Source organism: Paenibacillus sp. V4I5 (genome assembly GCF_030817255.1).
GTDB lineage: Bacteria > Bacillota > Bacilli > Paenibacillales > NBRC-103111 > Paenibacillus_E.
This window is the reverse complement of record NZ_JAUSZB010000002.1, coordinates 3,333,630-3,355,471: the sequence shown is the minus strand read 5'-3', so window position 1 is coordinate 3,355,471 and position 21,842 is coordinate 3,333,630. Positions and strand designations below refer to the sequence as shown.

Genomic DNA, 21,842 nt, shown 5'->3' with positions numbered 1-21,842 from the left:
ATGTTTTTCATCATTGTTTGTTTTTACAAAAATTTGGCATCCTAACAGTATCACATTGACAAGGGGGTTATTGGATGACTTGGATAATGCGGTCGTCTTTAGTTTGTTGCTGGCCTGCATATTTTCTATTCATAGCGGATGCTCCCAGAGACCAAAAATTGAGCAGCAGGGCATGAAGGAGCATTCGAACCTTGCCATAGAGCGTGAGACCGATAACAAAATGTCGAACTGGAATTTAACGAGCAGCGATGCGGAGCTGTATATAGGGGATTTGGGGGTAGATCAGCTCTATACAATCAACCAGGTGAGGAGCTTGGCGACGGGAAGTGCGAAGCAGGCGCTCTTACCGAACGGCTTCCCCTTGATTCAGGCTTTCCCCAATCCCGACATCGCTCCCAAAAAAGGTGGCTATGTAGAGAATGTGATAGATACGGCCCTCAGCTTCCTGGGGACACCTTATGTTTATGGTTCTAACAGATTGGAGCCCTCTTCGTTTGACTGCTCTGATTTCACACGTTGGGTATATTTGAGTGCACTTGGAATGGATTTACCTTGGGATGCTAGAAATCAAGCCGCTTATGTAGATGCTTTGTCTAAACGCAAATATCGTGATATAAGCAAGGCCCGACGGGGCGATTTATTGTTCTTTACGAGTTTTCGAGGCAATCGGGCAGCGGATTACGCAGGATTAGATGCTTCCCAGAAACCGATTACTCATTTGGGAATTTATTTAGGAGACGGGAAGATCATTCATTCGGCTTCAAAGAAAACTGGCGGGGTTCGGATCGATAAGATTATTGAAAAGAATTTTCATTTGCAGCACCGCTTTATTCTGGGTGGCGGAGTATTGGATTAGCAAATAAATGACCCACTACAAGGCCAATTAACCTTGTAGTGGGTCATTTATTTAAGCGCTCGTTTTGCTTAACGACTCGGAGGGCTGTTTGATGCGTGTTACACTCTGTCGGCCATCGATACCCACCGGAATATCGCCGTCAACGGTGACTCGGCGCACAATCCGATGCTGGTCACCGTAATCGTTGATCGCGTAGTGCTGCGTTGCGCGATTGTCCCAGATCACGACATCTCCGGCAGACCAACGCCAACGAACTGTATTTTCTAACTTAGTAATATGCCCCTGAAGTAGAGACAATAGTTGGGCAGAATCTGCGGAAGATAGGCCCAGGATTTTCTTCGCGAAATGACCAAGCACAAGGGTGCGTTCACCCGTCTCTGGATGCACACGAACGATCGGATGCTCAGTTTCATACACCGTGGAGGCAAATACTTCCCGATGATGACGCTCCTTCTCGGGAGAGACTTCAGGACGCTGCGCGGCATAATCGTAGTCGTTACTATGCAGCGCCCATAGCTGATCTACGAGAGTACGCAGTTCAGAGGGGAGATGCTCATAAGCGGCAGCGGTATTCGCCCAAACGGTGTCTCCTCCAGAAGCGGGAACCACGACAGCACGGAGAACAGAGGCCTGCGGGTAAGCATCGACGAAGGTCACATCGGTATGCCAAGAATCGGCCCGCCCACCATGAGCGGAATCAAGCTCAAGAACGTAATCAGTTCCAGTTTTAATTGGCACCGTAGGATGAGCAACGGGGTCGCCAAGCAGGCGAGCAAAAGCCTCCTGTCCCGCGTCATCCAGTTGATGCTGATCACGAATGAAAATGACTTTGTGCTGCAATAACGCCTCGCGGATCGTCTTAACCGTCTGAGTATCCAGATCAGCGTTAAGGCTCACCCCTTTTATTTCTGCGCCAATTCTGCCTGCAATCGGAAGCACCTCAATGTGATTGGGAGTTACCTTAACTTGTTCATTTGTACGCATACGAATTACCTCCAGTTAATTATATTTATGCGCCTCCAACGGCAGCAGTCGCATACTGATTAGCAGGTCGGGACAAGCCCAAATGTCCCCGCAGGGTAGTTCCTGAATATTCCGTTCGGAACAATCCTCTTCGCTGCAGCTCTGGTATGACGAGCTGTGCGAATTCTTCCAATCCGGCTGGTAAATAAGGCGGCATCACATTAAACCCGTCACTGCCTCCGTGTAAGAACCATTCTTCCAACTGATCAGCTATTTGGATAGGCGTACCAGCAAATGTACGATGACCTCGTCCGCCAGCTAGACGATGAAGCAGCCCGCGAATGGTTAGATTGTCACGCTTCGCTAGATCAGCGACCAACTGGAAGCGGCTTTTATTCCCATTGATGTCGGACAAGTTTGGCAGCTCCGGCAGAGGTCCATCCAACGGATAGGAGAATAAATCAATGTTCAACATATTGGACAACTGATTTAGCCCATATTCCGGAACCGTTAATTCGTTTAATTCTTGCTCTTTTTCTTTGGCTTCTGATTCGGTGCGACCGATAATGGGGCAGATGCCCGGTAAGATTTTCAACTGCTCAGCAGATCGGCCATACTTCGCAAGTCTTGATTTTACATCCGAATAAAACTGTTGGGCCTCTACGAGTGTTTGCTGTGCCGTGAATATGGCCTCTGCATACTGAGCTGCGAATTCCTTGCCAGACTCAGAAGAGCCCGCTTGAACAAGCACAGGATATCCCTGCGGAGACCTTGGTATATTTAGAGGGCCGCGCACTTTGAAGGTGTCGCCGACATGATTGATTTCCCGGACCTTGCTTCGATCTGCGAAGGTGCCCGACTCTCGATCAATGATCAGGGCTTCATCTTCCCAGCTGTCCCATAGACTGGTCGTTACGTCTAGAAATTCTTTGGCCCGTTCATAGCGCTTGCTGTGCTCCAAATGGTCATCTTTGCTGAAATTGCTAGCCTCAAAGGAGCTTCCGGATGTGACGATATTCCAGCCTGCACGCCCCTTGCTTATGTGATCCAACGAGGCAAATTTGCGCGCAACATGAAAGGGTTCGTTATACGTTGTAGAGACGGTGCCGATAAGTCCGATATGATCGGTTACCGAGGCTAAGGCAGAAAGCAAAGTGAAGGGTTCAAGTCCTACAAACGCGCCATGCTTAATGTTTTGACTGACCGCCAATCCATCTGCCAAGAAGAGGGAGTCGAATTTAGCTTGTTCTGCAATTTGAGCAATCCGTTGAAAATAACGAATATCTGTAATATTCTCTGGTTCTGTGTTCTTATGTCTCCATGATGCTTCGTGATGTCCCGTATTCATGATGAATACATTTAAATGCAGTTGTCTTTTCGCTTTACTCATGTTCACTCACGCACCCTTTTATTTTTTTACTCACTGTAGGTTTGCTTCCAGCCTGTTAATCTCTTCTCCAGCGTAACGAGCAGGTAATTAATGATTAAACCAATAACCGAAATAGAGATAATGCCTGCGTACATATTCGTAATTTGAAAGCTGAACTGTGTGTATTGAATTAAGTAACCGAGACCGGACTTCGCACCGACCATCTCAGCGGCAACGAGCACTAGAATAGAGCCGGCACCAGCCTGCCGAATGCCTACGAAAATAGTCGGGGTTGCGGCGGGGATAATCACTTTGCGAAACAAGCTGACTGGCGATAAGCCCATCGAACGAGCTGATTTGATCAAAAGTGGATCGACATTTTTGACGCCGCTAATGGTGTTCAGTAGAAGCGGAAAAGTGCACGCATACAGCACGATAGCAATCTTCGAAGTTTCACCAAGCCCGAGTAATAGGATGAAGACCGGCAGTATGGCAAGTGCGGCCGTATTTCGTAATAATTCGAGCAAGGGATTGAGATACTCCGAGACTGGCTTCCACCAACCGATGGCGAGGCCAAGAGGGATGCTGATGAGGATTGCCAGCGAAAATCCGCCCAAAGAACGCGATAAGCTGGCTATCGTATGCTCGGTAAGATCACCGGACAGCAGCAACTGCCACCAAGCAGCCGCTATTTCGGATATCGGAGGGAAGAACGTCCGATCAACGAGCCCTACGCGAGGTGCCACTTCCCATACGAATAGCAAGGCAATGATGACAATGGCATTTTTGAACAGTTTTCTCAGCTTCGCTAAGGACCATAGGGCGACATCAAAGCTTTCTTTTTCACGAAGAACTAGAGCTTTCCCCGCATTCACACTAGCCATTAATAACGCCCCCTTTTAACGGTGATTTACTGTGCTCAAAGCCATCCAAGCTCTTGGCTATCTCTTGCTCCTGGGCTCTCGTTACTTCGTCTTTAAGCAAATCCCACACCTCATGGCGAAGCTTGACGAAGTCAGGATGAGATCGCAAATCTTCTTCACTTCTTCGTGATTCAAAAGGGATATCAATGACTTTCTTGATTCTCCCTGGACGAGAGGTCATTACAGCGACACGCTGGCCTAAGTAAACCGCTTCTTCAATGCCATGCGTGATGAAAATAATCGTTTTTTTCGTAGCTTCCCAAATACGCAGCAGTTCGCTTTGCAGGGTTTCACGTGTTTGCGCATCAAGCGCAGCGAAGGGTTCATCCATCAGCAGCACTTCGGGATCATAGGCCAAGCTTCTGGCGATAGCAACCCGCTGTTTCATGCCTCCTGAAATCTCATGAGGATAACGGTTTTCGAAGCCGGCAAGCCCAACCAGATGTATAAACTCTAGCGCTATATTGCGGCGTTCTTTGCGACCCACCCCTTTGGCTTCGAGGCCAAACTCCACATTCGCAAGCGTCGTCTTCCACGGGAAAAGCGCATACTGCTGAAACACGATACCGCGATCCAGATTCGGTCCTGTAATGGCCTTGCCATCTAACAAAATCTGCCCGCTGCTTGGCTTCGTTAAGCCTGCAAGTAAGTCAAGCAATGTTGATTTACCGCAGCCGCTAGGGCCGACGATAACCATGAATTCGCCCTTCTTCACCTCCAAATTGATATCCTTTAGGGCGGAAATAGGCTGTAAATCTTCTTTCAAATGCCCGAGGTTTCTTTGGATTCGAAACGATTTCTGTACATGCTGAATGCTTATTTTAGCTGTCATTTGCAGCGCCTCCTTAACGGTATCACCAGTCGGAAACTGGCTTCATAAGCAGTTACTTTTTCTCATTTACAAAAGGATTGAATTCATTCGTGTACAGGTCTTTGATCTTCAATTGCCCTTCTTTAAGGACGCTTTCGTTCTCCAGCCAAAGGATCCAAGTATCGAATTCCTTGTCAGAGATCAAGCCGCCTTTACCGGCAACACCAGTGCTTTTCCAAAACTTCACAGTAGAAGCATCTTCTTTTCTGCCTCGTGCGTTAATGATTTTCTCATATCGAGCAACGACTTCATCCCGCGGTGTTGTGCGAGCCCACTCAATAGCTTTGGCGGTTGCTTCAACAAATTTACGCGAGGCATTCGGATTTGCTCTGATGAATTTATCAGTCAGCACATAACTGCCGGCACTAAAGGTGCCAAACAGGTCGATATCCTTAAACAAAGGGTGAATGCCGCCACGCTCCAGCGCTTTGTCACGCAGCACGCCGCCTAGTGTGGCTACATCGATTTGTTCCGCGCGCAGCGTCTGTTCCGTTGTGACCGGAGGTACGACAACTAGCGTTACTTGCTTAATCTCCTCCGTCGTGAGGCCGGCTCTGTGCAAGTATTCCTTAATGACGAATTCATGGTGAGCGCCTAGTGTATTTACTGCAATTTTCTTGCCAATTAAGTCTTTAGCAGATTTGATGGGGCTGCCATCCAAAACGTAATATCCCGTCCACGTATTCTCATCGACACCATAGTAAGCAATAACTGGCTTAATCGGAGCTTTGGCAGATATCAATTTCACGATAGCCCCATTAAAAGCTCCGCCAAAGTCGGTATCCCCGGTAACGACGGCTTGAATATCTTGAGGACCACTAATCGTGTTGCCGATAAATTTCAGCTTCAAAGGAGCTAAGTACCCCAGATCATCAGCTAATTCTGGAAAAGTAACAGAGCCAACACCTCCTTGATAACGAAGCTCAGTGACTTCAGGTGTGCCGCCGCTCGCTGATGCTGTCGCCTCTGTTTTGCCGCAGGCTGTTAATAGTAAAGAGGAAGCAAGAAGTAATACGATGCCTGTCGTGCAGCCTTTTTTAACAAAATGAGCCATGTTCATATCCCCCTAACCATAATTTGCTTCATTGATTTCTAACCAAGTATCTCCAGAGGTTCTGTCGTAAATTACATAATTCCTATAGACTTACTATGAATATATTTCTATAATGAAATATAATCTCAGCCCACCCAACTGTCAATGAATTGGAAACACATGAACATGAATGACGATGAATGACCATCTTAACCCCGGTAGGAGGCGTGATGACCATGACCTTACAGCGATTCAACCTCATTTCTTTGCATGATGCGATCGATTTACTTGGTGTAAGCAGATCCACCTTTGACAGATGGCGTAAATTAAAGCAGCTTCCTTTTGTGAAAATAGGGAAAGAAATCTTAATTGATAAAAATGAACTGGAGCAGTGGGTTCGTCATCATTCTTTTCGCATACAGAATCCGTCACTTGCTTCAGGCGCATCAACAACCGTCGCTTCTAAGGAGCTGCCCACGATAACAGTTGGTTATCAAAGTGGAACGGCTCATATGTGGACAGCACTCATCATGAAAGAGCTTGGCTGGTTGGAGGAAGAACTCATCTTAGCGAATCCTAGCCGTACTGTGCATGTAAAATGGTTGGATGCAGTTAATGGAACGTTGCTGCTGCAGGGATTGATTGGGGGCAGCATCCAAATTGCTTCCTTGGGAGACTATCCGATTGTGCTTAGTCAATCACTGAGTCAGACGCTGCCTGCATTTCGTCCTATTCTCCTCGCCTTTGACGGCAAAACCTCAGGTGGGCAAGGGATTTCACTCGTTATGCGCAAAGGACTGGAGATCAAAGATATTTCGGAGATCTGCCAGTGGCCGCTTTCATCGGCAGCGCAATCGAGTGCGGGTTATCGTTTATCGAAGCTGCTTCAATCGCTTGGGGGTCATGAGAATCATTTTGAACATAAAGAAATGGATGAATGCATGGCGGGGATCGTGAAGCGGAAGCTTGCCGGAAGTGTCATGTGGGAGCCGTATATTAGCTTGGCTCAATACTACGGCGTAGGTCAGGTGCTTTTTCCAGAAGGAATAGGGGAGAATTATTTGACAGGAATTGTTGCTGATGAGGATTGGGCGCGACATCATGAAGGAGACGCAGTTGCTTACTTAAAAGCACATGTTCGGGTCCATGCGTTTATCCGTAATAATCCTCATGCAGCTGCCGAGCTTATTTCCCGTGCTAAAGGAATTCCTCCAGAAATTACATCACGCATAATCGCTAAAGTAAGATGGGATGCTGCTTTTTATTCGAAAGATATGAACGCTCTACAGCAGCTATCACTTCCATTATCCAAAGAAATTTGTTTCAAAGTTGAATATTTACAACTAGCCATTAAGGCATTAAAGCTGCCCCATGTGAGCTGTGATCCGTTGGAAGGGGATTGGACCGTGGAGCAGTTGTACTAAATGCAAAGAGGCTTTCGCTTCGCTTCATTTCGGTATATAGTAAAAAAGAATTGAAGTGTTGAAAGGAGTGCCGAATGCTTACAACAATGCGAGATGAACCAAATGGTATTTTCCCATCCGTATGCTCACTGGATTGTCCAGATCAATGCGGTTTGCTGATTCATAAAGAAGCTGGGAAGATTGTTAAAATAGAGGGAGACCCCAATCACCCGGTAACACAAGGGGCTATTTGCAATAAAGTTCGCAATATGACGGCTCGTATATATGATGAGAAGAGGCTGCAGTATCCCATGAAGCGCGTGGGTCCTAAGGGTGAAGACAGTCAGTTTGAAAGAATTACCTGGGAAGAGGCGATCGAAACCATTACAAGTCGGTGGAAAAAGCTGATCGCAAATGAAGGCGCAGAATCTATCTTGCCGTACAGCTTTTATGGCAACATGGGGCGAATTGGGACGGAAGGGATGGATCGTCGATTCTTCCATCGGATGGGTGCGAGCCGACTGCTGTATTCGATCTGTGAATCGGCAGGAACTGAAGGCTACAAGTATACGATGGGAGGCAGCTTCGGGACAGACCCAGAGGATACGGTTCATGCCAAGCTGATCATCATGTGGGGCATTAATGCGGTCAGCACGAATATGCATCAGGTTATGTTGGCTGAGAAAGCCCGTAAGAATGGCGCGCAAATCATCGTGATTGACGCTCATAAGAACCAAACAGGCCGCTGGGCGGACTGGTTTATTCCGATTTTGCCAGGAACAGACGCTGCCCTTGCTCTCGGTATCATGCATATCTTGTTCGATGAGAACTTAGTAGATGAAGCATTTATGCAGCAATATACCGCTGGGCATGAGGAGCTAAGGGAACATGTGCGCCAATATGATCCTTCTGTGGTATCTACAATAACGGGCGTACCTGTGGAAGATATCTACCGCTTAGCTCGCTTATACGGTCAGACTTCGCCATCTTTTATTCGAATTGGAAACGGCATTCAGCACCATGATAACGGTGGGATGTGTGTGCGGACCATAGCCTGCTTACCAGCATTAACGGGGCAGTGGCTGCATAAAGGCGGTGGCGCGATTAAAGGAAATGGCGCCTACTTGGAGCACAATATTCCAGCTTTACAGCGACCTGATTTGCGGGAGAAGGAAGCTAGGCAAATCAATATGAATTTATTGGGGAGCGCCTTACTGGAACTTGATCCGCCTATTCGTTCGCTTTATGTGTACAATTCCAACCCGGCATTAGTTGCTCCTCATGCAAATAAGGTGAGAGAGGGGCTTCAACGGGAAGATCTGTTTACGGTTGTGCATGACCTGTTTCTGACCGAAACAGCGAAGTATGCAGACATTGTGCTTCCAGCAACGTCCTCCTTTGAAAATACGGACTTTTATCGCTCCTATTGGCATCAATATGTGCACCTTCAGCTTCCCGTCATGTCTCCTTATGGGGAAAGCAAAGCGAATGTGGATGTATTTCGTTTGTTGGCGGCAAAGATGGGCTATGAGGATGAAGCTTTGAGGGATACCGATGAAGCTTTGATTCGCCAGGCTTTGGATCATCCCGGAAACCCGGCTCTGAACCAAATATCGTATGAAACACTGCTCGATAAACAGTTTATCAAGGCGGATGTTAAGCCATTATTCCCTGGGGAATTAAAGACACCGAGCGGAAAGATCGAGCTGTATTCTCATGAGATGGAGAGTAAAGGTTTCCCGCCACTTCCGACATATACGCCACTGGTGGGCGAAGAGGACCTGCCATTCTTGTTCGTTCCGGCACCGAATCATAACTTCTTGAATTCGACTTTTGCTCATAATGAGAAGCATATCCGAATGGAAAAAACGCCGAAGCTTCATATGAATGAGGCAGATGCGACCGCATTAGGCTTGGTCAGTGGCGATGTTGCCCGTGTTTGGAATGATCGCGGAGAGTGCGAATTAGTCGTAACGGCTGGCTCAGATGTGCTGCCGGGCGTGGTTGTAAGCCAAGGGCTTTGGGCGGATTTGCCGGGGAACAAGGCATTGGTTAACGCGCTTACGCCTGACCGAGTAGCCGATATGGGGGGTGGCGCTACGTTCTTTTCGGGCCGTGTTAGGATAGAGAAGCGCGAAGTAAACTGAACCCTTAGGCGCTTCGCCGCATAAGGTAATTCAGGAGGTGATGACCTATGTCATTACAGCACAAAGCGTATGCTTGGATCGGAAGACCAGTAGGTGTATCCCTAGTGGACGGCACCGGCGTTTCTGGTATTCTGTGTAGTATTGAAGGTGGGTCTATTTACGTGATCGAATATTTATATCACACCCAATTTGCTACCAAACATTATGCATTCAATCAAATTCGGGATATTCTCCCGTTCCCGCAATGCCCTCAGCCTCAACCACCTGTGTACCAAACGAAACCTTTATATTAGTTTAAAAAAATAGATTCCAAACGCCGATCCCTATGGATCGGTTTTTTCTTTTTACTGCCTAGGGCTATCCGTTCTTTAAAGTAAAAAGCGAACTGCTGCTAGTTTCAATTTAGTTCCTCGATAACTCCCCTGTTGTTCCATGATCGTCCAATTTGGTCACAACTTGAGTATTATTTCACTTAGAGCAGCTAGCTGGGTGTACTTGACTCAGAGGAAGGGTGACAGGTACAGAAAAACAAGGATGAAGATGGAGCGAGACGTCTGAAAAAGACCTCTCAATGTCGAGAGCAGGTAAGTTAGCAGGTTTACGGGCCTGAGAAGGCAGAAAAGGCTGCCTCGGAGGCCCGAATGGAGCGAAAGTGGAGCGAGACGTCTGAAAAAGGCTTCTCAACTGTCGAGAGTAGGGAAGTTAGCGGGTTTGCGGCCTGAGAAGACAGAAAAGGCTGTCTCGGAGGCCCGAATGGAGCGAAAGTGGAGCGAGACATTTTGCTGCACTTTTTGCAACTAAGCTGACCGAGACTTGCCGCTAAGGCGGTCAAATCCTAATAATACCCCTCTAAGACCTAAATAAATGACAATAAAATTAGCTTGAAAGGGAGTATGATGATGGTCACAAGGGATTTGTATACGCTTACATATAGGTTTCAAACTATCAAACTATTAAACAGAATAAGGAGCTTGTTGACATGAAAATTCATCTCATTCAAAGAAAGCTAGCCATGATGTTAATGATTTCAATGGTTTTCTCATTACTCCTCATCCCTTCGCCAGGAAAGGCGATTGATGTTGAGGTGGATGTGGCTGCCCTGCTGCCTACAGCGGACGCGGCTATCGCGATGGACACTACGAATGCAGCAATCGCAAATACGAACTTTGATACCAAAACGAGTTCAACAACTGGTATATACAACATTTTGTCCAGCCATACAGTCAAAAGACAGGCCTACTATAAATTTAACGTGGCTGCAGTTTCGGACAGTGCATACAAGTATTATTTGCAGGTTTCTGCAAAACGGGGGAGTGGCGCAAATGACGTGGACACACCTTTACAAGTGTTCGCTCAGAACGATATTACATGGCAGGAAGCAGCAATTACTTGGAATACAGCGCCCCAAACGGATCTGTCTCAATTAGCTCAACTCGGGCAAATTATAGTAACTCAGCATAATACGATATCCAAGCCGGCACTATATACGGTAGACGTGACTGACTATGTAAGACAGCACTTATCGGATGGTGCAGTATCCTTCGTTGTTGGTGATTCACAAGGCTTAGGCAGATCGGTTAATGTGTATTCCAAAGAAACGACGGCATCCAATCCTAAGCCGCAGCTGGTGGTGAAGCGAGTGGTTCAAGGCGATAATACACCGCCTACTTGGCCGTCAAACGCTGTCTTAAAGTCTAGTAATTTGGGAACGGACTTTGTCCAATTAACCTGGCCAGCAGCTACAGATGATACCTTGGTAACCAACTATTTGGTCTATCAAAATGACTCCGTAATTTCTACCGTTTATGGCAGTACGTATTATAACGTCGAAGGATTAACGCCAAATACGAGCTATACTTTTAAGATCATCGCAGGAGACGCGGCTGGGAACTATTCCTCAACGCCATTGACCTACAGCGCGACAACGTTAACTTCTCCTGTTACTCCCCTGCAGGTTGTGGAAGTTAATGCTAGCAGCAGCGATGGGAATGTTGAGAGCAATACACTGGATAACAATTTATACAGCCGTTGGTCAGCTTCTGGCGATGGTCAATATGTGATGTTTGACTTAGGACAAACGAAGAGTATTGGGTACGTGGGGATAGCTTTTTATAAAGGAGATCAACGTTCTACCCTAATCGATATTCAAACTTCAAATGACGCTACAACATGGACGAATGTATTTAGTGGCAGCAGCCGCGCGAGTACGGTTAACATGCAGGCATTTGATTTCCCGGACACTAATGCTCGCTTCTTAAGAGTTGTAGGACATGGTAATTCGGATGGCAGTACTTTTACCAGCTTAACGGAAGTGATGATTTATGCACCTTACGTATCAGGAGATACACCGGTTGCGATTGTTCCGAATATTACGCCTACAGCTCCTCCAGGCACAGTTCCTTTCACGAAGGCTGGCTTGACGAAACCAGATGGTTCCGAGCATGCCATGCATACACCTAACGCAGTAACAGGGAATACCATCAATGTGGTAGATTATGGCGCCGACCCAGCGGATAATGAACAAGATGATCGGATAGCTATTCAGAATGCCATCAATGCTGCCGCTTTCGGCGACGAAGTCTTTTTACCGAATGGTGTATATAATTTAAAAACATCGCCTGACGGGTTTATTAACATAAAACTCAAATCCGGAGTGAATGTAAGGGGAGAAAGCCAAACAGGCACCCTTTTGAAATCAAGTATTGACGACGTCAAGAATAGTTCAGTTTTGAAATCATCCAATCAACACGATATTGTCGTTTCGAACCTGACAGTAACCTCAACTTGGAATCGTACATTTTCCTTAGAGCATGCTACGAATAATCCAGAGGCCGGGGGACCCGACAGTATGATTGCCATTGCGAATTATGGCGAGAATCCATCCTATAACGTGACCATTGATCAGGTTACTGTTGAACGGTTTAGACGAATGGCGATTCGGATTGAGAACAGCCATGATATTGTAGTTCGCAGCAGTACATTCCGTAATGCAACCGATCTCGGTGGCGGCGGAGCAGGCTATGGAACATCCATTCAAGGAATGCCGAAGGTCGATAGGCTCGGTTTCGATAATGATACGTATTGGAATGTGGTGGAAGATTCTACGTTTGAAGGGCCGTATTTGCGTCATGGTTCCCTCATCCAAAATGTAGCGCACAATAACGTTCTGAGAAATAATCATTATACCAATACCAAATTGGATGCTATTGATCTTCATGGTGAGCTCGAGTACCTGAATGAAGTTCACGGGAATACGATCGAAAACATTTTCACCGGCGGGGGCATAGGGCTTGGAAACACAGGCGGTACAGCGCCAAGCAACCACAGCAAAACGGGGCCGAATAACTACATTCATGACAATGTCATTCGAAATTCACGTGAAGGCATTGTCGTTACGATGGGGACGCCAGACACATTGATCGAGCACAACACAATTGAAAACACGACAACGGTCAATAACGGCGTTGGGATCAACATTTTAAACGGACCAGGTACTCGGATCATCAATAATCTAATTCGCAATAATACAGCCAATAATTACTGGGGAATTCTGCTCGAACACGACAATGGTGACCAAAATGCCAATAGTGTGGGACAGGGAGATCCTCAAAATGTACAAATTACAGGAAATACGCTAACAGGAAATACGAATGGTATTCAGCTGCAAGCAGGCTCAAATATTACGGTCAGTAAGAACTTTTTAAATAATATCGGGACTAATTATGAAAAAGCAGCTGGTGTGACGGCTACGGAAATATGGCCTTCGAACGACAATACCTTAAGCAATTTAACACTCAGTGCAGGTATATTAAGTCCTGCATTTGATGCAGCTGTAATCGAATATACGTCAAATGTGTCTAATGAGATAGATCAAATCAATATCCATCCAACGGCGGCAGACAGTCAAGCGAAGATAACGGTGAACGGAGCATTAGTCGTTAGCGGAGAGGCTTCCAGTGACATTCAGCTAAATGTGGGCGAAAATAGGATCGATATTGTTGTTACGGCCGAAGATCATTCAACAAAGACATATCAACTGACAGTAACTCGGTTGTTATCAAACAATGCGAATTTAAGCAGCTTGACGATTAGTGAGGGAACATTAAGTCCGGTATTCGGAGCGAATGTAACAGCATACACGACATCGGTGTCAAATGGAACTAGTAAGATCACCGTCACGCCAACAGTCGCAGATAGTCGGGCAAAGGTAACAGTAAACGGAGCATTAGTTGCAAGTGGAGCAGCATCTGATGTTATTCACTTGAAAAAGGGTGAGAACACGATTGAAATTCAAGTGACGGCTGAGGATATCTCGACTAAAGCATACAATCTTATTGTGTTGAGAGGCATCGACAAGGATAAAGACGAAGACAAGGACAAATAAAGCTATTAACTGATAAGAGTCGGTGAGGATTCCCTCCCGACTCTTCTTTTTTAACATTTATTTTCCTGTTAAAAAAGGATAACGCTTACCCTTGCAGAAACATTGAAAGGAATGGATTGAGGGGAGAGCAGAGTAAGCTATGTTAATAGAAAAGTTATTTTTGAACATCCTTATCGTCCTTGCTCCTGTCTTATTACAAAACGTCTTTGGAGAGCGATGGCGCAACGATCCGTCACCGATTGTGATGGGCTTACTTTATGGAACAGCCTCCTCACTTTGCTTATTATTTTCTTACTATGAACTTGATTTGTTTTGGGACTTACGCTATGTTCCCCTTGTCATTTCAAGTATTTATTGGGGGCCCTTAGCAGGTGTTATTAATTATATTATGATATTGCTGATGCGTACGTATCTTGGTGGAGATGCGCTTTTATTTGGCTATATTAGCATGACACTCAGTTTTATCATCCCCTTTATAGCTTCTTACAAAATCAAAGGATTAACTGGAAGCTCACGAATAAAGGCAGCAATATTGGTTTCACTAAGTCCGTTGCTGGTTATGCTGCTCATTTTAATGAGCTATGTGTCTCTTTATAAAGGCTTTGAAACGTTTGATCTTGCTATTATTCCTGCTATAATCTCTTTTGGCCTACTCCTAGTTTTAGGAACCTGGTTATCATCCTTGCTGCAAGAAATACATGAAGAACGATTTAAAATGAAAGTTCAAATTCAAAAAGCGGAAAAAATGAAAACACTAGGCGAGTTAGCTGCATCCATTGCACATGAGGTTCGTAATCCTTTAACGGTTGTTCAAGGGTTTCTGCAGCTTATGCGTCCGAACGAGCAAGGGAAGAATCAACAATACCTGAATATTGCAATGGAGGAATTAGCAAGGGCAGAATCGATTATTAATGATTATTTAAATTTTTCCAAGCCGAAACTAACCAAATTAGAATCTTTTTCATTTTCTGATGTATTAAACAACATTATTGTGCTTCTAACGCCAATGGCGATGAAGAATGGTGTTGAGATTACGGACAGTCTTGAGGATCATATTTATATCTTTTCGGATCGTGGACAATTGCAGCAAGCCTTGGTGAATGTGATTAAAAATGCCATTGAAGCGACGCCCGCCAAAGGAGAGGTGCAGGTAAGCTTAAAAAGATTGGTTGGCCGAGCCGAAATCAAAGTTATTGATAATGGCAAGGGAATGACGAAAGATCAGCTCTCTCGTATCGGTAATTTGTTCTATTCAACGAAAGATGTTGGAACGGGATTAGGGACTGCGGTTAGCATTCGGATTATAGAAACGATGAATGGGGAAATGATCTACGAAAGTGAGGAAGGCGTCGGTACGACTGTCACAATTACTTTGCCTTTGTAAGGGTCATACCTTTTTAAGTGACAGATCTGGGAGTGATGATGATGGAAATTACTATGTATGTAAGCATTGCCGTAAAGTTGGTTGTTGCTTTGGTTGGCTTGCTGATCATGACACACGACTTCTGGGAAAGAAAGAGATATCTCAGCTTACGGCATTTGATTTTGTCTCCTCCTTAATGCTCAGTGAGTTAGTTGGAAATACGATTTATGATGTCAATGTTCATTTTAGCCACCTTGTATTCGCACTTGTGATCTGGACACTGCTTGCGCTTGGCCTCGAGAAGTTTATATGGGCTGTCCCTTGGATTTCACGATATGCATCTGGAACACCAGATTTACTTATCCGTGATGGGGTTATTAACTTCAAGGCGATGAAGCGTAACAATCTGGACTTTGCTCAACTAAGTATGCTGCTGCGGGAAAATAATGTGTTCTCTATGAGGGATGTTGCTTATGCGTTGTTCGAGACGAATGGCAGTATTAGTGTGCTCCGCCAAAATGATGCGGCAAGCCAAAACAATGGAGAAGAAGATTCTCCTAAGAAAAGGGTCTGCCTGCCAGAGAGTATTATTGAGAATGGGAGTATCAATGAAGCAGCGCTGGAGCGTCTCGGCCGTGACCCGGAATGGCTGAAGCAGCTTTTGCAGCTGAGTGGAATCAGCCATCATGAACGAGTTCTTTTTGCAGAATGGTCCGATTCAAACGGACTTTTCTACCAACTTAAATAGATTCAGCAAAAAAAGCCTAACCACTCCCTAATACCCAAGGGACTGATTAAGCTTAATACTTATAATCTGCCAATTAGCGATTATCGATTTTTTCCGGATAAAGATCATGGTTCATCAATCGATGCTCAGCCATCGCTTCGAACTTCGTGCCGGGTTGACCCCAGTTGCAGTAAGGATCGATAGAAATACCGCCGCGCGGGGTAAATTTGCCCCAAACCTCGATATAACGAGGCGCCATCAGCTCGATCAAATCATTCATAATAATATTGACGCAGTCCTCGTGGAAATCACCGTGATTCCGGAAGCTGAACAGGTACAGCTTAAGTGATTTGCTCTCCACCATTTTAATATTCGGTATATATGAGATGTAGAGTGTAGCAAAATCAGGTTGTCCAGTTACTGGACACAAGCTAGTGAATTCAGGGAAATTAAACTTTACAAAGTAATCCCTGTTCGGGTGCTTGTTATCGAATGCTTCTAATAAAGTTGGATCATAGTTAAACACATATTTGGTTCCTTGATTGCCTAGTAAGGTAATCTCTTTCAAATCTTCATTGCTTCTACCTGCTGACATGGGTGGTTCCTCATTTCATAGTTTTTTAGAGAGGGAGTTCGCGAACCTCTTGTTTTTTTCATTAGAAATGTACCATATACGCAAGCAAAATGCATCCTCGTCGCTAATGGAATTTCGTGGAGAGGCCACTTTTTAATACGAAAGTTTCCGTATATTCACGATTGCAGACAGGTAGCCAAAAGGGTCCTATGCGGGTAAAATAGATAAATACATGTGTAACATAGAGATGGAGGTTTGTAAGCTTGAAAGCCTATCAGGAACTATTACAAGATATTCTTACTAATGGTACGAAAAAGGAAGATAGAACGGGAACAGGGACAATTTCAGTATTTGGCAGACAGATGCGCTTCGATCTTGCAGCAGGATTTCCTTTGGTAACGACGAAAAGGGTGCCTTTTCGCTTAATCGCTAGTGAAATGTTGTGGTTTATTAAAGGCGACACGAATATTCGTTATCTGTTACAACATAATAACCACATATGGAATGAATGGGCATTTAAGAAATGGGTGGAGAGCGCAGATTATTCGGGACCGGATATGCGTAATTTCGGGTTACGCTTACAGCAAGACGAGACCTTCAAGCTTCAATACGATGAGCAAATGGATGAGTTTGTGAAAAAGGTGCTCGAGAATGACGAATTTGCCAAGCAATACGGTGAGCTAGGGGATGTCTACGGCAAACAATGGAGGGATTGGACGACAACGCAGGGAGGCACGATTGATCAGCTAAAAGAAGTTATTCATATGATCAAAACGAACCCTGATTCTCGCCGTCTCATCGTATCTGCATGGAATCCGGAGGATGTACCCAGTATGGCGCTTCCGCCTTGTCACACCTTGTTTCAGTTTTATGTGGCGGAGGGCAAGCTGTCCTGCCAATTATATCAACGCAGCGCAGATACGTTCCTCGGCGTACCTTTCAATATCGCTGGCTATGCACTGCTGACGCATCTTATTGCACATGAATGCGGGTTAGGCGTAGGTGAGTTCGTACATACGATCGGAGATGCCCATATTTATTCGAACCATATGGACCAAATTCAAACCCTGCTCAGCCGCGAGCCGCGAGAATTGCCTACGCTCAAGCTGAACAAGGATGTCGCTTCTATATTTGATTTCGACGTTAGTGATATTGAAATGCTGGATTACAATCCGCATCCAACGATTAAAGCACCTGTGGCTGTATAAACAACATGTGACGAAGGGAGGGGCTCCTGCATGAGTATTTCATTTATTTTTGCAATGGATCGCAACCGAGCCATCGGTGTGAATAATACACTGCCTTGGCATTTACCAGGGGATCTGAAGTTTTTCAAAACCGTGACGATGGGTCACCCTATTCTTATGGGGCGGAAGACGTACGACTCCATTGGAAAGCCATTACCGGGCAGACGCAACATCATTCTCACTCAAAATCCACAGTTCCAAGCGGAAGGCTGTGAAGTCATTCACTCTGTGCAAGAAGCGGTGGACGGCTTCCGTGATCAGGAACTGTTCGTCATCGGCGGGGCGGAAATCTTCCGACTGTTTACTTCCACCGTGGACCGCATGTACATTACGCACATCGAGCATGAGTTTGAAGCGGATACGTTTATGACCGAACTAGACTTGTCCGAATGGACGTTGGTATCCAGTGAACAAGGCGAACGGAACGAGAAAAATCCTTACGAGTATTACTTCAGGATCTACCAACGAAAACAAGCTTAATGAAATAAATAAAGGCCCTGAGTTATCTGTTATTATCACAGAGCGCTCAAGGCCTTTTTATTATTTACGCTTTTTTGTTAGCGAAACGATCAGGGACAAAGCTCCAAGTACGACTGCAGCAATGGAGAGGTAGAGAGGCGTGTTGGATGACGTGCCACTGGCTGCAGCACTGCCAGCTATTACCTGTCCGTGGCTATCTGTCGTAGCACCAGCAGCTGTTTTGGCTTTGACTGTCGTTACAGAAGCAGGCTTGTCAGATCCATTAGCGCCGACCCATTCAACCACGCTGCCATCCTTATAAGTTTGATAGGCTTTCCACACGATCTCAGTAGCAGCATCCGCTACCTTGCCTTGCATATTGAATTCTCCGAATTCCGTACTAGCAAGTCCTTCTCCGGTAGCTTTCCAGGTGACACCTGTAATTTTACCAGCGGAATCTTTGGTTAGCTCGTAGGTCCAACCTGCTTTGGGCTCGAAGCGAGAAACCGCTACAGCATCCATAGGGAATTTCACTTCTACTTTCACAGTAGGAATGTCTTTCTCTGAAGGCACACGTACCGTAAATTTCTCGTAGCTGCCTTGTGTGGATTCTTTCGGATATACAGTAACGTGGGCGCTTGCGATACCCGCGAGAAGCATAGAGCCAATCAACATAATACCTGCATGTAACATCAGTTTTTTAAACATAAACGTATTCCCCCTTCAAGTTAACTCTTATCATGTTGTCCATATTACCTGATCGACAAGCATAAGAGTATGACTCGACTGGGCTATTTTTGAGGGTTAGTTTTGTCCTTTTCGTGTCAGTCCGTGCTTAATGGCGAATGCGGTGAGCTGGACACGATTCTCGAGTCCAAGCTTTACCAATATGTTTTTCATGTGGTTTTTAACCGTATGCTCGGATATTAGCAGCTTCTCTGCAATCTGCCGGTTGTTATCCCCTAAGGCAACATAGGCGGTAATTTCCTGTTCCCGAGAGGTCAACATGCTCGGTGTCGGGCCTTCTGTATGCGTACCAATGGGTGCGCGGAACCTTTGGAAAAGCTTATCCGCCATCCCCCTTGCGGCTTCTGAATTATCGTCGAGCAGCGCGCGTAAGTAAGTGAGCCATTCGTCAGGGTCCATGTTTTTTAACAAATAGCCTTGAGCTCCGAATTGCAGCGCTGTAAAGAGGTCCGCTACATCATCGGATACGGTGAGCATGACGATGCGTATAGCCCCGTATGCTTGCTTAATGCGCCGCGTTGCTTCAAGTCCATCCATAGGGGACATATGTATATCCATCAAAACGACATCAGGCGCGACCTCGCCGCAAAGAAGAATAGCTTCTTCACCGCTGTTCGCTTCTCCCACGATATAGAAGTCGGATACAGGCTCCAGCATGCTGCGAATCGCTTTCCTTGCCAGTGGATGATCGTCAACGATGAGTACGCGGAACGGCTGATTGCTCGGCATTAGTTCCTCCTCCTATCTGCTTGTACCAAAAGTGTAGTTCCCGCTGCCATCTCGTCAGGATCCTTCATCTTAAGCTCGAAAGATGCACCAAGTTCGGCCGCACGCTTCTGCATTAACTCAATGCCATAGGTCTTCCCCTTTGAAATTCCGTGATGGAACCCATTTCCGTTATCAGTAATCTGTAGTCGCCATGCCTCAGGTTGGGCTTCCAGAACGATTGAAGTTTGCGTTGCCATCGAATGCTTACGTATATTGGTGAACGCTTCTTGTATAATGCCGAAAAGCTGAACTTCTTCTCCAGAAGAGAAGCTGTTCTCTTCCACGGTTAACTTCTCATGAAGCTCAATACCCGTCACCAATTGCCAATTCTCCAGAAATTTATGGATGCGCTGCTGGAAGTTAGCCCCTTCCTCCGGTGGTGTTCTCAGATTAAAAATGGCTTGTCGCAGCGAGTTATCGATTTCGGACACCGCCGCTTTGGCTTCTTCTAAATCTCCTTGTTTCAACTTCACATTAAGGAAGAAAAGAGTTTGAGCCAAGTCATCATGCAGTTCCCTGGCCAAACGCTCACGTTCTTCATACACAGCTCTGCGGGCTTCACCGATTGTCACTTTCTCATTGCTGCGCTCAATACTTTGAAACATCCACGAAGCAAAGAGATAGGAAAGCAGCAAAGTAATGATGGTAATCGTGAAATTACCAGCTTCCATGGTTAAATAATTAAGTAAAAATTCATGACGTATATACTCAAAGCCGCCGATGATGAGAACAGGCACTATAATCGTAAAAAGCTTGAAAATACGAAGAGACATAAGGGCCGATCCATTCCTTCCGTAGTCCATCTTTGGAACGGTATCTATTATATCAGATATGTGTTAGATTTCTTCACAAAAAAATGAGGTAGGTACTTCTCAAGTCATGCACACGTGTGCTACATTATTATTAAATCGTAACACGAAAAGAAAGGCATGGTGTCAATGATGTGGAAATCAATACTACAGCAGAGAAGAAGCTGGGCTGGATACGTTGGTGTGATCGTCCTCCTACATATACTTGGGCTTATCGGATTATATAGTGTAGCGAAAATGACGCCTGCCTTTTGGGGGATTGGACTTCTCGCCTATACATTAGGAATGCGGCATGCTTTCGATGTTGACCATATTGCGGCGATCGACAATACCGTGCGCAAGCTCCTTCAGCAGAAGAAGAATCCATTAGGTGTTGGTTTCTACTTTTCATTGGGACACTCCTCTGTCGTCTTCATCATGGCCATTGTGACTGCATTCTCTGTGCAATGGGCAGCACGTGAGCTTCCTTGGATGCAGCGTTTTGGGGGAGTTATCGGCGCTTCGGTTTCCGGTCTGTTTCTTGTCATTATTGGTATTTTAAATTTGCTCATTCTTATCAATCTATATAAAATGTTCTTGAAATTTCGTGGCGGCACAAATGACGATAAAGAGTTTGAGGAGCTTCTCGAGTCCCGCGGATTCATTGCTCGAATGATCAAACCTCTTTTTTCTTTCATAGGCAAAAGCTGGCATGTATACCCGTTAGGGTTTCTCTTTGGTTTAGGTTTTGATACAGCGAGCGAAATTGCGCTGCTAGCGATCTCTGCCCATGCGGCGAAGGAGGCTATCCCTTTCATTGGCGTCATTTCACTTCCACTGCTGTTCGCGGCAGGGATGAGCCTCTTCGATACAGCGGACGGGATGTTCATGACCAAAGCCTACAAATGGGCATTTCATACACCGGTACGTAAGCTTTATTACAATTTAACAGTGACCGCACTGGCCGTCATTGCTGCTTTAATTATTGGCGTGATCGAGCTAGGTCAAGTTCTCTCCGAAGAATTCAAATTGGAAGGGACCTTCTGGACGTGGCTGCAGGAGATTGATTTCGGGACATTGGGTTATATCTTAGTTGGTCTGTTCGTGGTGGCGTGGGCGATTTCCATTGCGGTTTGGAAAGGGATGAAGATTGAAGAACGCTGGCGTGCAAAAGTCTAAATCATCGTGATAAAAGTGGTCTCATGCAGCTTATGAGGCCA

Annotated in this window: 19 protein-coding genes and 1 riboswitch; of the genes, 10 read left to right on the top strand and 9 right to left on the bottom strand. The window is 45.7% G+C overall.

Annotated features, from left to right (window positions below):
- The first annotated feature begins 79 nt into the window (after positions 1 to 79).
- Entirely contained in the window at positions 80 to 856 is a 777-nt protein-coding gene (locus QFZ78_RS17195) for a C40 family peptidase (protein ID WP_307549348.1), read from the top strand.
- Between the two features lie 51 nt (positions 857 to 907).
- On the opposite strand, the gene QFZ78_RS17190 is transcribed toward QFZ78_RS17195, so the two are convergent.
- The 5 genes from QFZ78_RS17190 to QFZ78_RS17170 are packed head-to-tail and all read right to left on the bottom strand — an operon-like array spanning position 908 to position 6,036.
- Entirely contained in the window at positions 908 to 1,840 is a 933-nt protein-coding gene (locus tag QFZ78_RS17190) for a TauD/TfdA dioxygenase family protein (RefSeq protein WP_307549347.1), read from the bottom strand.
- 25 nt (positions 1,841 to 1,865) lie between these two features.
- The gene (locus QFZ78_RS17185) at positions 1,866 to 3,209 is read right to left on the bottom strand and encodes an LLM class flavin-dependent oxidoreductase (protein WP_307549346.1); all 1,344 of its coding nucleotides are present in this window, start codon (positions 3,207 to 3,209) and stop codon (positions 1,866 to 1,868) included.
- A 26-nt stretch (positions 3,210 to 3,235) separates the two neighbouring features.
- Entirely contained in the window at positions 3,236 to 4,072 is an 837-nt protein-coding gene (locus tag QFZ78_RS17180; RefSeq protein ID WP_307549345.1) for an ABC transporter permease, read from the bottom strand.
- On the bottom strand, positions 4,065 to 4,943 hold the full coding sequence (locus QFZ78_RS17175; RefSeq protein WP_307549344.1) for an ABC transporter ATP-binding protein: 879 nt from the start codon (positions 4,941 to 4,943) through the stop codon (positions 4,065 to 4,067). Before QFZ78_RS17175 ends, QFZ78_RS17180 begins: the two co-directional genes overlap by 8 nt.
- 52 nt (positions 4,944 to 4,995) lie before the next feature.
- Positions 4,996 to 6,036, bottom strand: a complete 1,041-nt coding sequence (locus QFZ78_RS17170) for an ABC transporter substrate-binding protein (RefSeq protein ID WP_307549343.1) — start codon at positions 6,034 to 6,036, stop codon at positions 4,996 to 4,998.
- A 215-nt stretch (positions 6,037 to 6,251) separates the two neighbouring features.
- Here QFZ78_RS17170 and QFZ78_RS17165 point away from each other — a divergent pair, with 215 nt between their 5' ends.
- The 6 genes from QFZ78_RS17165 to QFZ78_RS17140 all read left to right on the top strand — a co-directional run bounded on the left by QFZ78_RS17165 (position 6,252) and on the right by QFZ78_RS17140 (position 16,060).
- Positions 6,252 to 7,439, top strand: coding sequence for a helix-turn-helix domain-containing protein (locus QFZ78_RS17165; RefSeq protein ID WP_307549341.1), 1,188 nt, complete (start codon positions 6,252 to 6,254; stop codon positions 7,437 to 7,439).
- A 74-nt stretch (positions 7,440 to 7,513) separates the two neighbouring features.
- The gene (locus QFZ78_RS17160; protein WP_307549340.1) at positions 7,514 to 9,565 is read left to right on the top strand and encodes a molybdopterin oxidoreductase family protein; all 2,052 of its coding nucleotides are present in this window, start codon (positions 7,514 to 7,516) and stop codon (positions 9,563 to 9,565) included.
- Positions 9,566 to 9,612: 47 nt separating this feature from the next.
- Positions 9,613 to 9,858, top strand: coding sequence for a hypothetical protein (locus QFZ78_RS17155; RefSeq protein ID WP_307549338.1), 246 nt, complete (start codon positions 9,613 to 9,615; stop codon positions 9,856 to 9,858).
- Positions 9,859 to 10,544: 686 nt separating this feature from the next.
- On the top strand, positions 10,545 to 13,949 hold the full coding sequence (locus QFZ78_RS17150) for a cadherin-like beta sandwich domain-containing protein (RefSeq protein WP_307549337.1): 3,405 nt from the start codon (positions 10,545 to 10,547) through the stop codon (positions 13,947 to 13,949).
- Positions 13,950 to 14,088: 139 nt separating this feature from the next.
- A complete protein-coding gene (locus QFZ78_RS17145; RefSeq protein WP_307549335.1) occupies positions 14,089 to 15,333 on the top strand; it encodes an ATP-binding protein in 1,245 nt (414 codons plus the stop codon).
- Positions 15,287 to 16,060 (top strand): DUF421 domain-containing protein, encoded by a 774-nt coding sequence (locus tag QFZ78_RS17140; protein WP_373461039.1) that lies wholly within the window; start codon positions 15,287 to 15,289, stop codon positions 16,058 to 16,060. Before QFZ78_RS17145 ends, QFZ78_RS17140 begins: the two co-directional genes overlap by 47 nt.
- 73 nt (positions 16,061 to 16,133) lie before the next feature.
- On the opposite strand, the gene queF is transcribed toward QFZ78_RS17140, so the two are convergent.
- Positions 16,134 to 16,634 (bottom strand): preQ(1) synthase, encoded by a 501-nt coding sequence (queF, locus tag QFZ78_RS17135; protein ID WP_029198588.1) that lies wholly within the window; start codon positions 16,632 to 16,634, stop codon positions 16,134 to 16,136.
- An 11-nt stretch (positions 16,635 to 16,645) separates the two neighbouring features.
- A riboswitch (PreQ1 riboswitch) is annotated at positions 16,646 to 16,689 on the bottom strand.
- Between the two features lie 187 nt (positions 16,690 to 16,876).
- Here queF and QFZ78_RS17130 point away from each other — a divergent pair.
- A complete protein-coding gene (locus tag QFZ78_RS17130; protein WP_307549331.1) occupies positions 16,877 to 17,821 on the top strand; it encodes a thymidylate synthase in 945 nt (314 codons plus the stop codon).
- A gap of 30 nt (positions 17,822 to 17,851) precedes the next feature.
- The gene (locus tag QFZ78_RS17125) at positions 17,852 to 18,340 is read left to right on the top strand and encodes a dihydrofolate reductase (protein ID WP_307549328.1); all 489 of its coding nucleotides are present in this window, start codon (positions 17,852 to 17,854) and stop codon (positions 18,338 to 18,340) included.
- 60 nt (positions 18,341 to 18,400) lie between these two features.
- On the opposite strand, the gene QFZ78_RS17120 is transcribed toward QFZ78_RS17125, so the two are convergent.
- The 3 genes from QFZ78_RS17120 to QFZ78_RS17110 form a co-directional block, all read right to left on the bottom strand.
- Positions 18,401 to 19,027, bottom strand: a complete 627-nt coding sequence (locus QFZ78_RS17120; protein ID WP_307549326.1) for a YcnI family copper-binding membrane protein — start codon at positions 19,025 to 19,027, stop codon at positions 18,401 to 18,403.
- A gap of 96 nt (positions 19,028 to 19,123) precedes the next feature.
- On the bottom strand, positions 19,124 to 19,795 hold the full coding sequence (locus QFZ78_RS17115) for a response regulator (RefSeq protein WP_307549324.1): 672 nt from the start codon (positions 19,793 to 19,795) through the stop codon (positions 19,124 to 19,126).
- Positions 19,795 to 20,607: a sensor histidine kinase gene (locus QFZ78_RS17110; RefSeq protein ID WP_307549322.1), complete on the bottom strand. Its 813-nt coding sequence runs from the start codon at positions 20,605 to 20,607 to the stop codon at positions 19,795 to 19,797. Before QFZ78_RS17110 ends, QFZ78_RS17115 begins: the two co-directional genes overlap by 1 nt.
- A 165-nt stretch (positions 20,608 to 20,772) precedes the next feature.
- Between QFZ78_RS17110 and QFZ78_RS17105 the strand changes: the two genes are divergently transcribed.
- Positions 20,773 to 21,801 (top strand): HoxN/HupN/NixA family nickel/cobalt transporter, encoded by a 1,029-nt coding sequence (locus tag QFZ78_RS17105; RefSeq protein WP_307549320.1) that lies wholly within the window; start codon positions 20,773 to 20,775, stop codon positions 21,799 to 21,801.
- The last annotated feature ends 41 nt before the right edge of the window (positions 21,802 to 21,842 follow it).

Coding starts and splice junctions, on each gene's coding strand:
- QFZ78_RS17190 (WP_307549347.1), bottom strand. CDS start 1,840: ATGCGTACAAATGAACAAGTTAAGGTAACTCCCAATCACATTGAGGTG.
- QFZ78_RS17185 (WP_307549346.1), bottom strand. CDS start 3,209: ATGAGTAAAGCGAAAAGACAACTGCATTTAAATGTATTCATCATGAAT.
- QFZ78_RS17180 (WP_307549345.1), bottom strand. CDS start 4,072: ATGGCTAGTGTGAATGCGGGGAAAGCTCTAGTTCTTCGTGAAAAAGAA.
- QFZ78_RS17175 (WP_307549344.1), bottom strand. CDS start 4,943: ATGACAGCTAAAATAAGCATTCAGCATGTACAGAAATCGTTTCGAATC.
- QFZ78_RS17170 (WP_307549343.1), bottom strand. CDS start 6,036: ATGGCTCATTTTGTTAAAAAAGGCTGCACGACAGGCATCGTATTACTT.
- QFZ78_RS17165 (WP_307549341.1), top strand. CDS start 6,252: ATGACCTTACAGCGATTCAACCTCATTTCTTTGCATGATGCGATCGAT.
- QFZ78_RS17160 (WP_307549340.1), top strand. CDS start 7,514: ATGCTTACAACAATGCGAGATGAACCAAATGGTATTTTCCCATCCGTA.
- QFZ78_RS17155 (WP_307549338.1), top strand. CDS start 9,613: ATGTCATTACAGCACAAAGCGTATGCTTGGATCGGAAGACCAGTAGGT.
- QFZ78_RS17150 (WP_307549337.1), top strand. CDS start 10,545: ATGAAAATTCATCTCATTCAAAGAAAGCTAGCCATGATGTTAATGATT.
- QFZ78_RS17145 (WP_307549335.1), top strand. CDS start 14,089: ATGTTAATAGAAAAGTTATTTTTGAACATCCTTATCGTCCTTGCTCCT.
- queF (WP_029198588.1), bottom strand. CDS start 16,634: ATGTCAGCAGGTAGAAGCAATGAAGATTTGAAAGAGATTACCTTACTA.
- QFZ78_RS17125 (WP_307549328.1), top strand. CDS start 17,852: ATGAGTATTTCATTTATTTTTGCAATGGATCGCAACCGAGCCATCGGT.
- QFZ78_RS17120 (WP_307549326.1), bottom strand. CDS start 19,027: ATGTTTAAAAAACTGATGTTACATGCAGGTATTATGTTGATTGGCTCT.
- QFZ78_RS17115 (WP_307549324.1), bottom strand. CDS start 19,795: ATGCCGAGCAATCAGCCGTTCCGCGTACTCATCGTTGACGATCATCCA.
- QFZ78_RS17110 (WP_307549322.1), bottom strand. CDS start 20,607: ATGTCTCTTCGTATTTTCAAGCTTTTTACGATTATAGTGCCTGTTCTC.
- QFZ78_RS17105 (WP_307549320.1), top strand. CDS start 20,773: ATGATGTGGAAATCAATACTACAGCAGAGAAGAAGCTGGGCTGGATAC.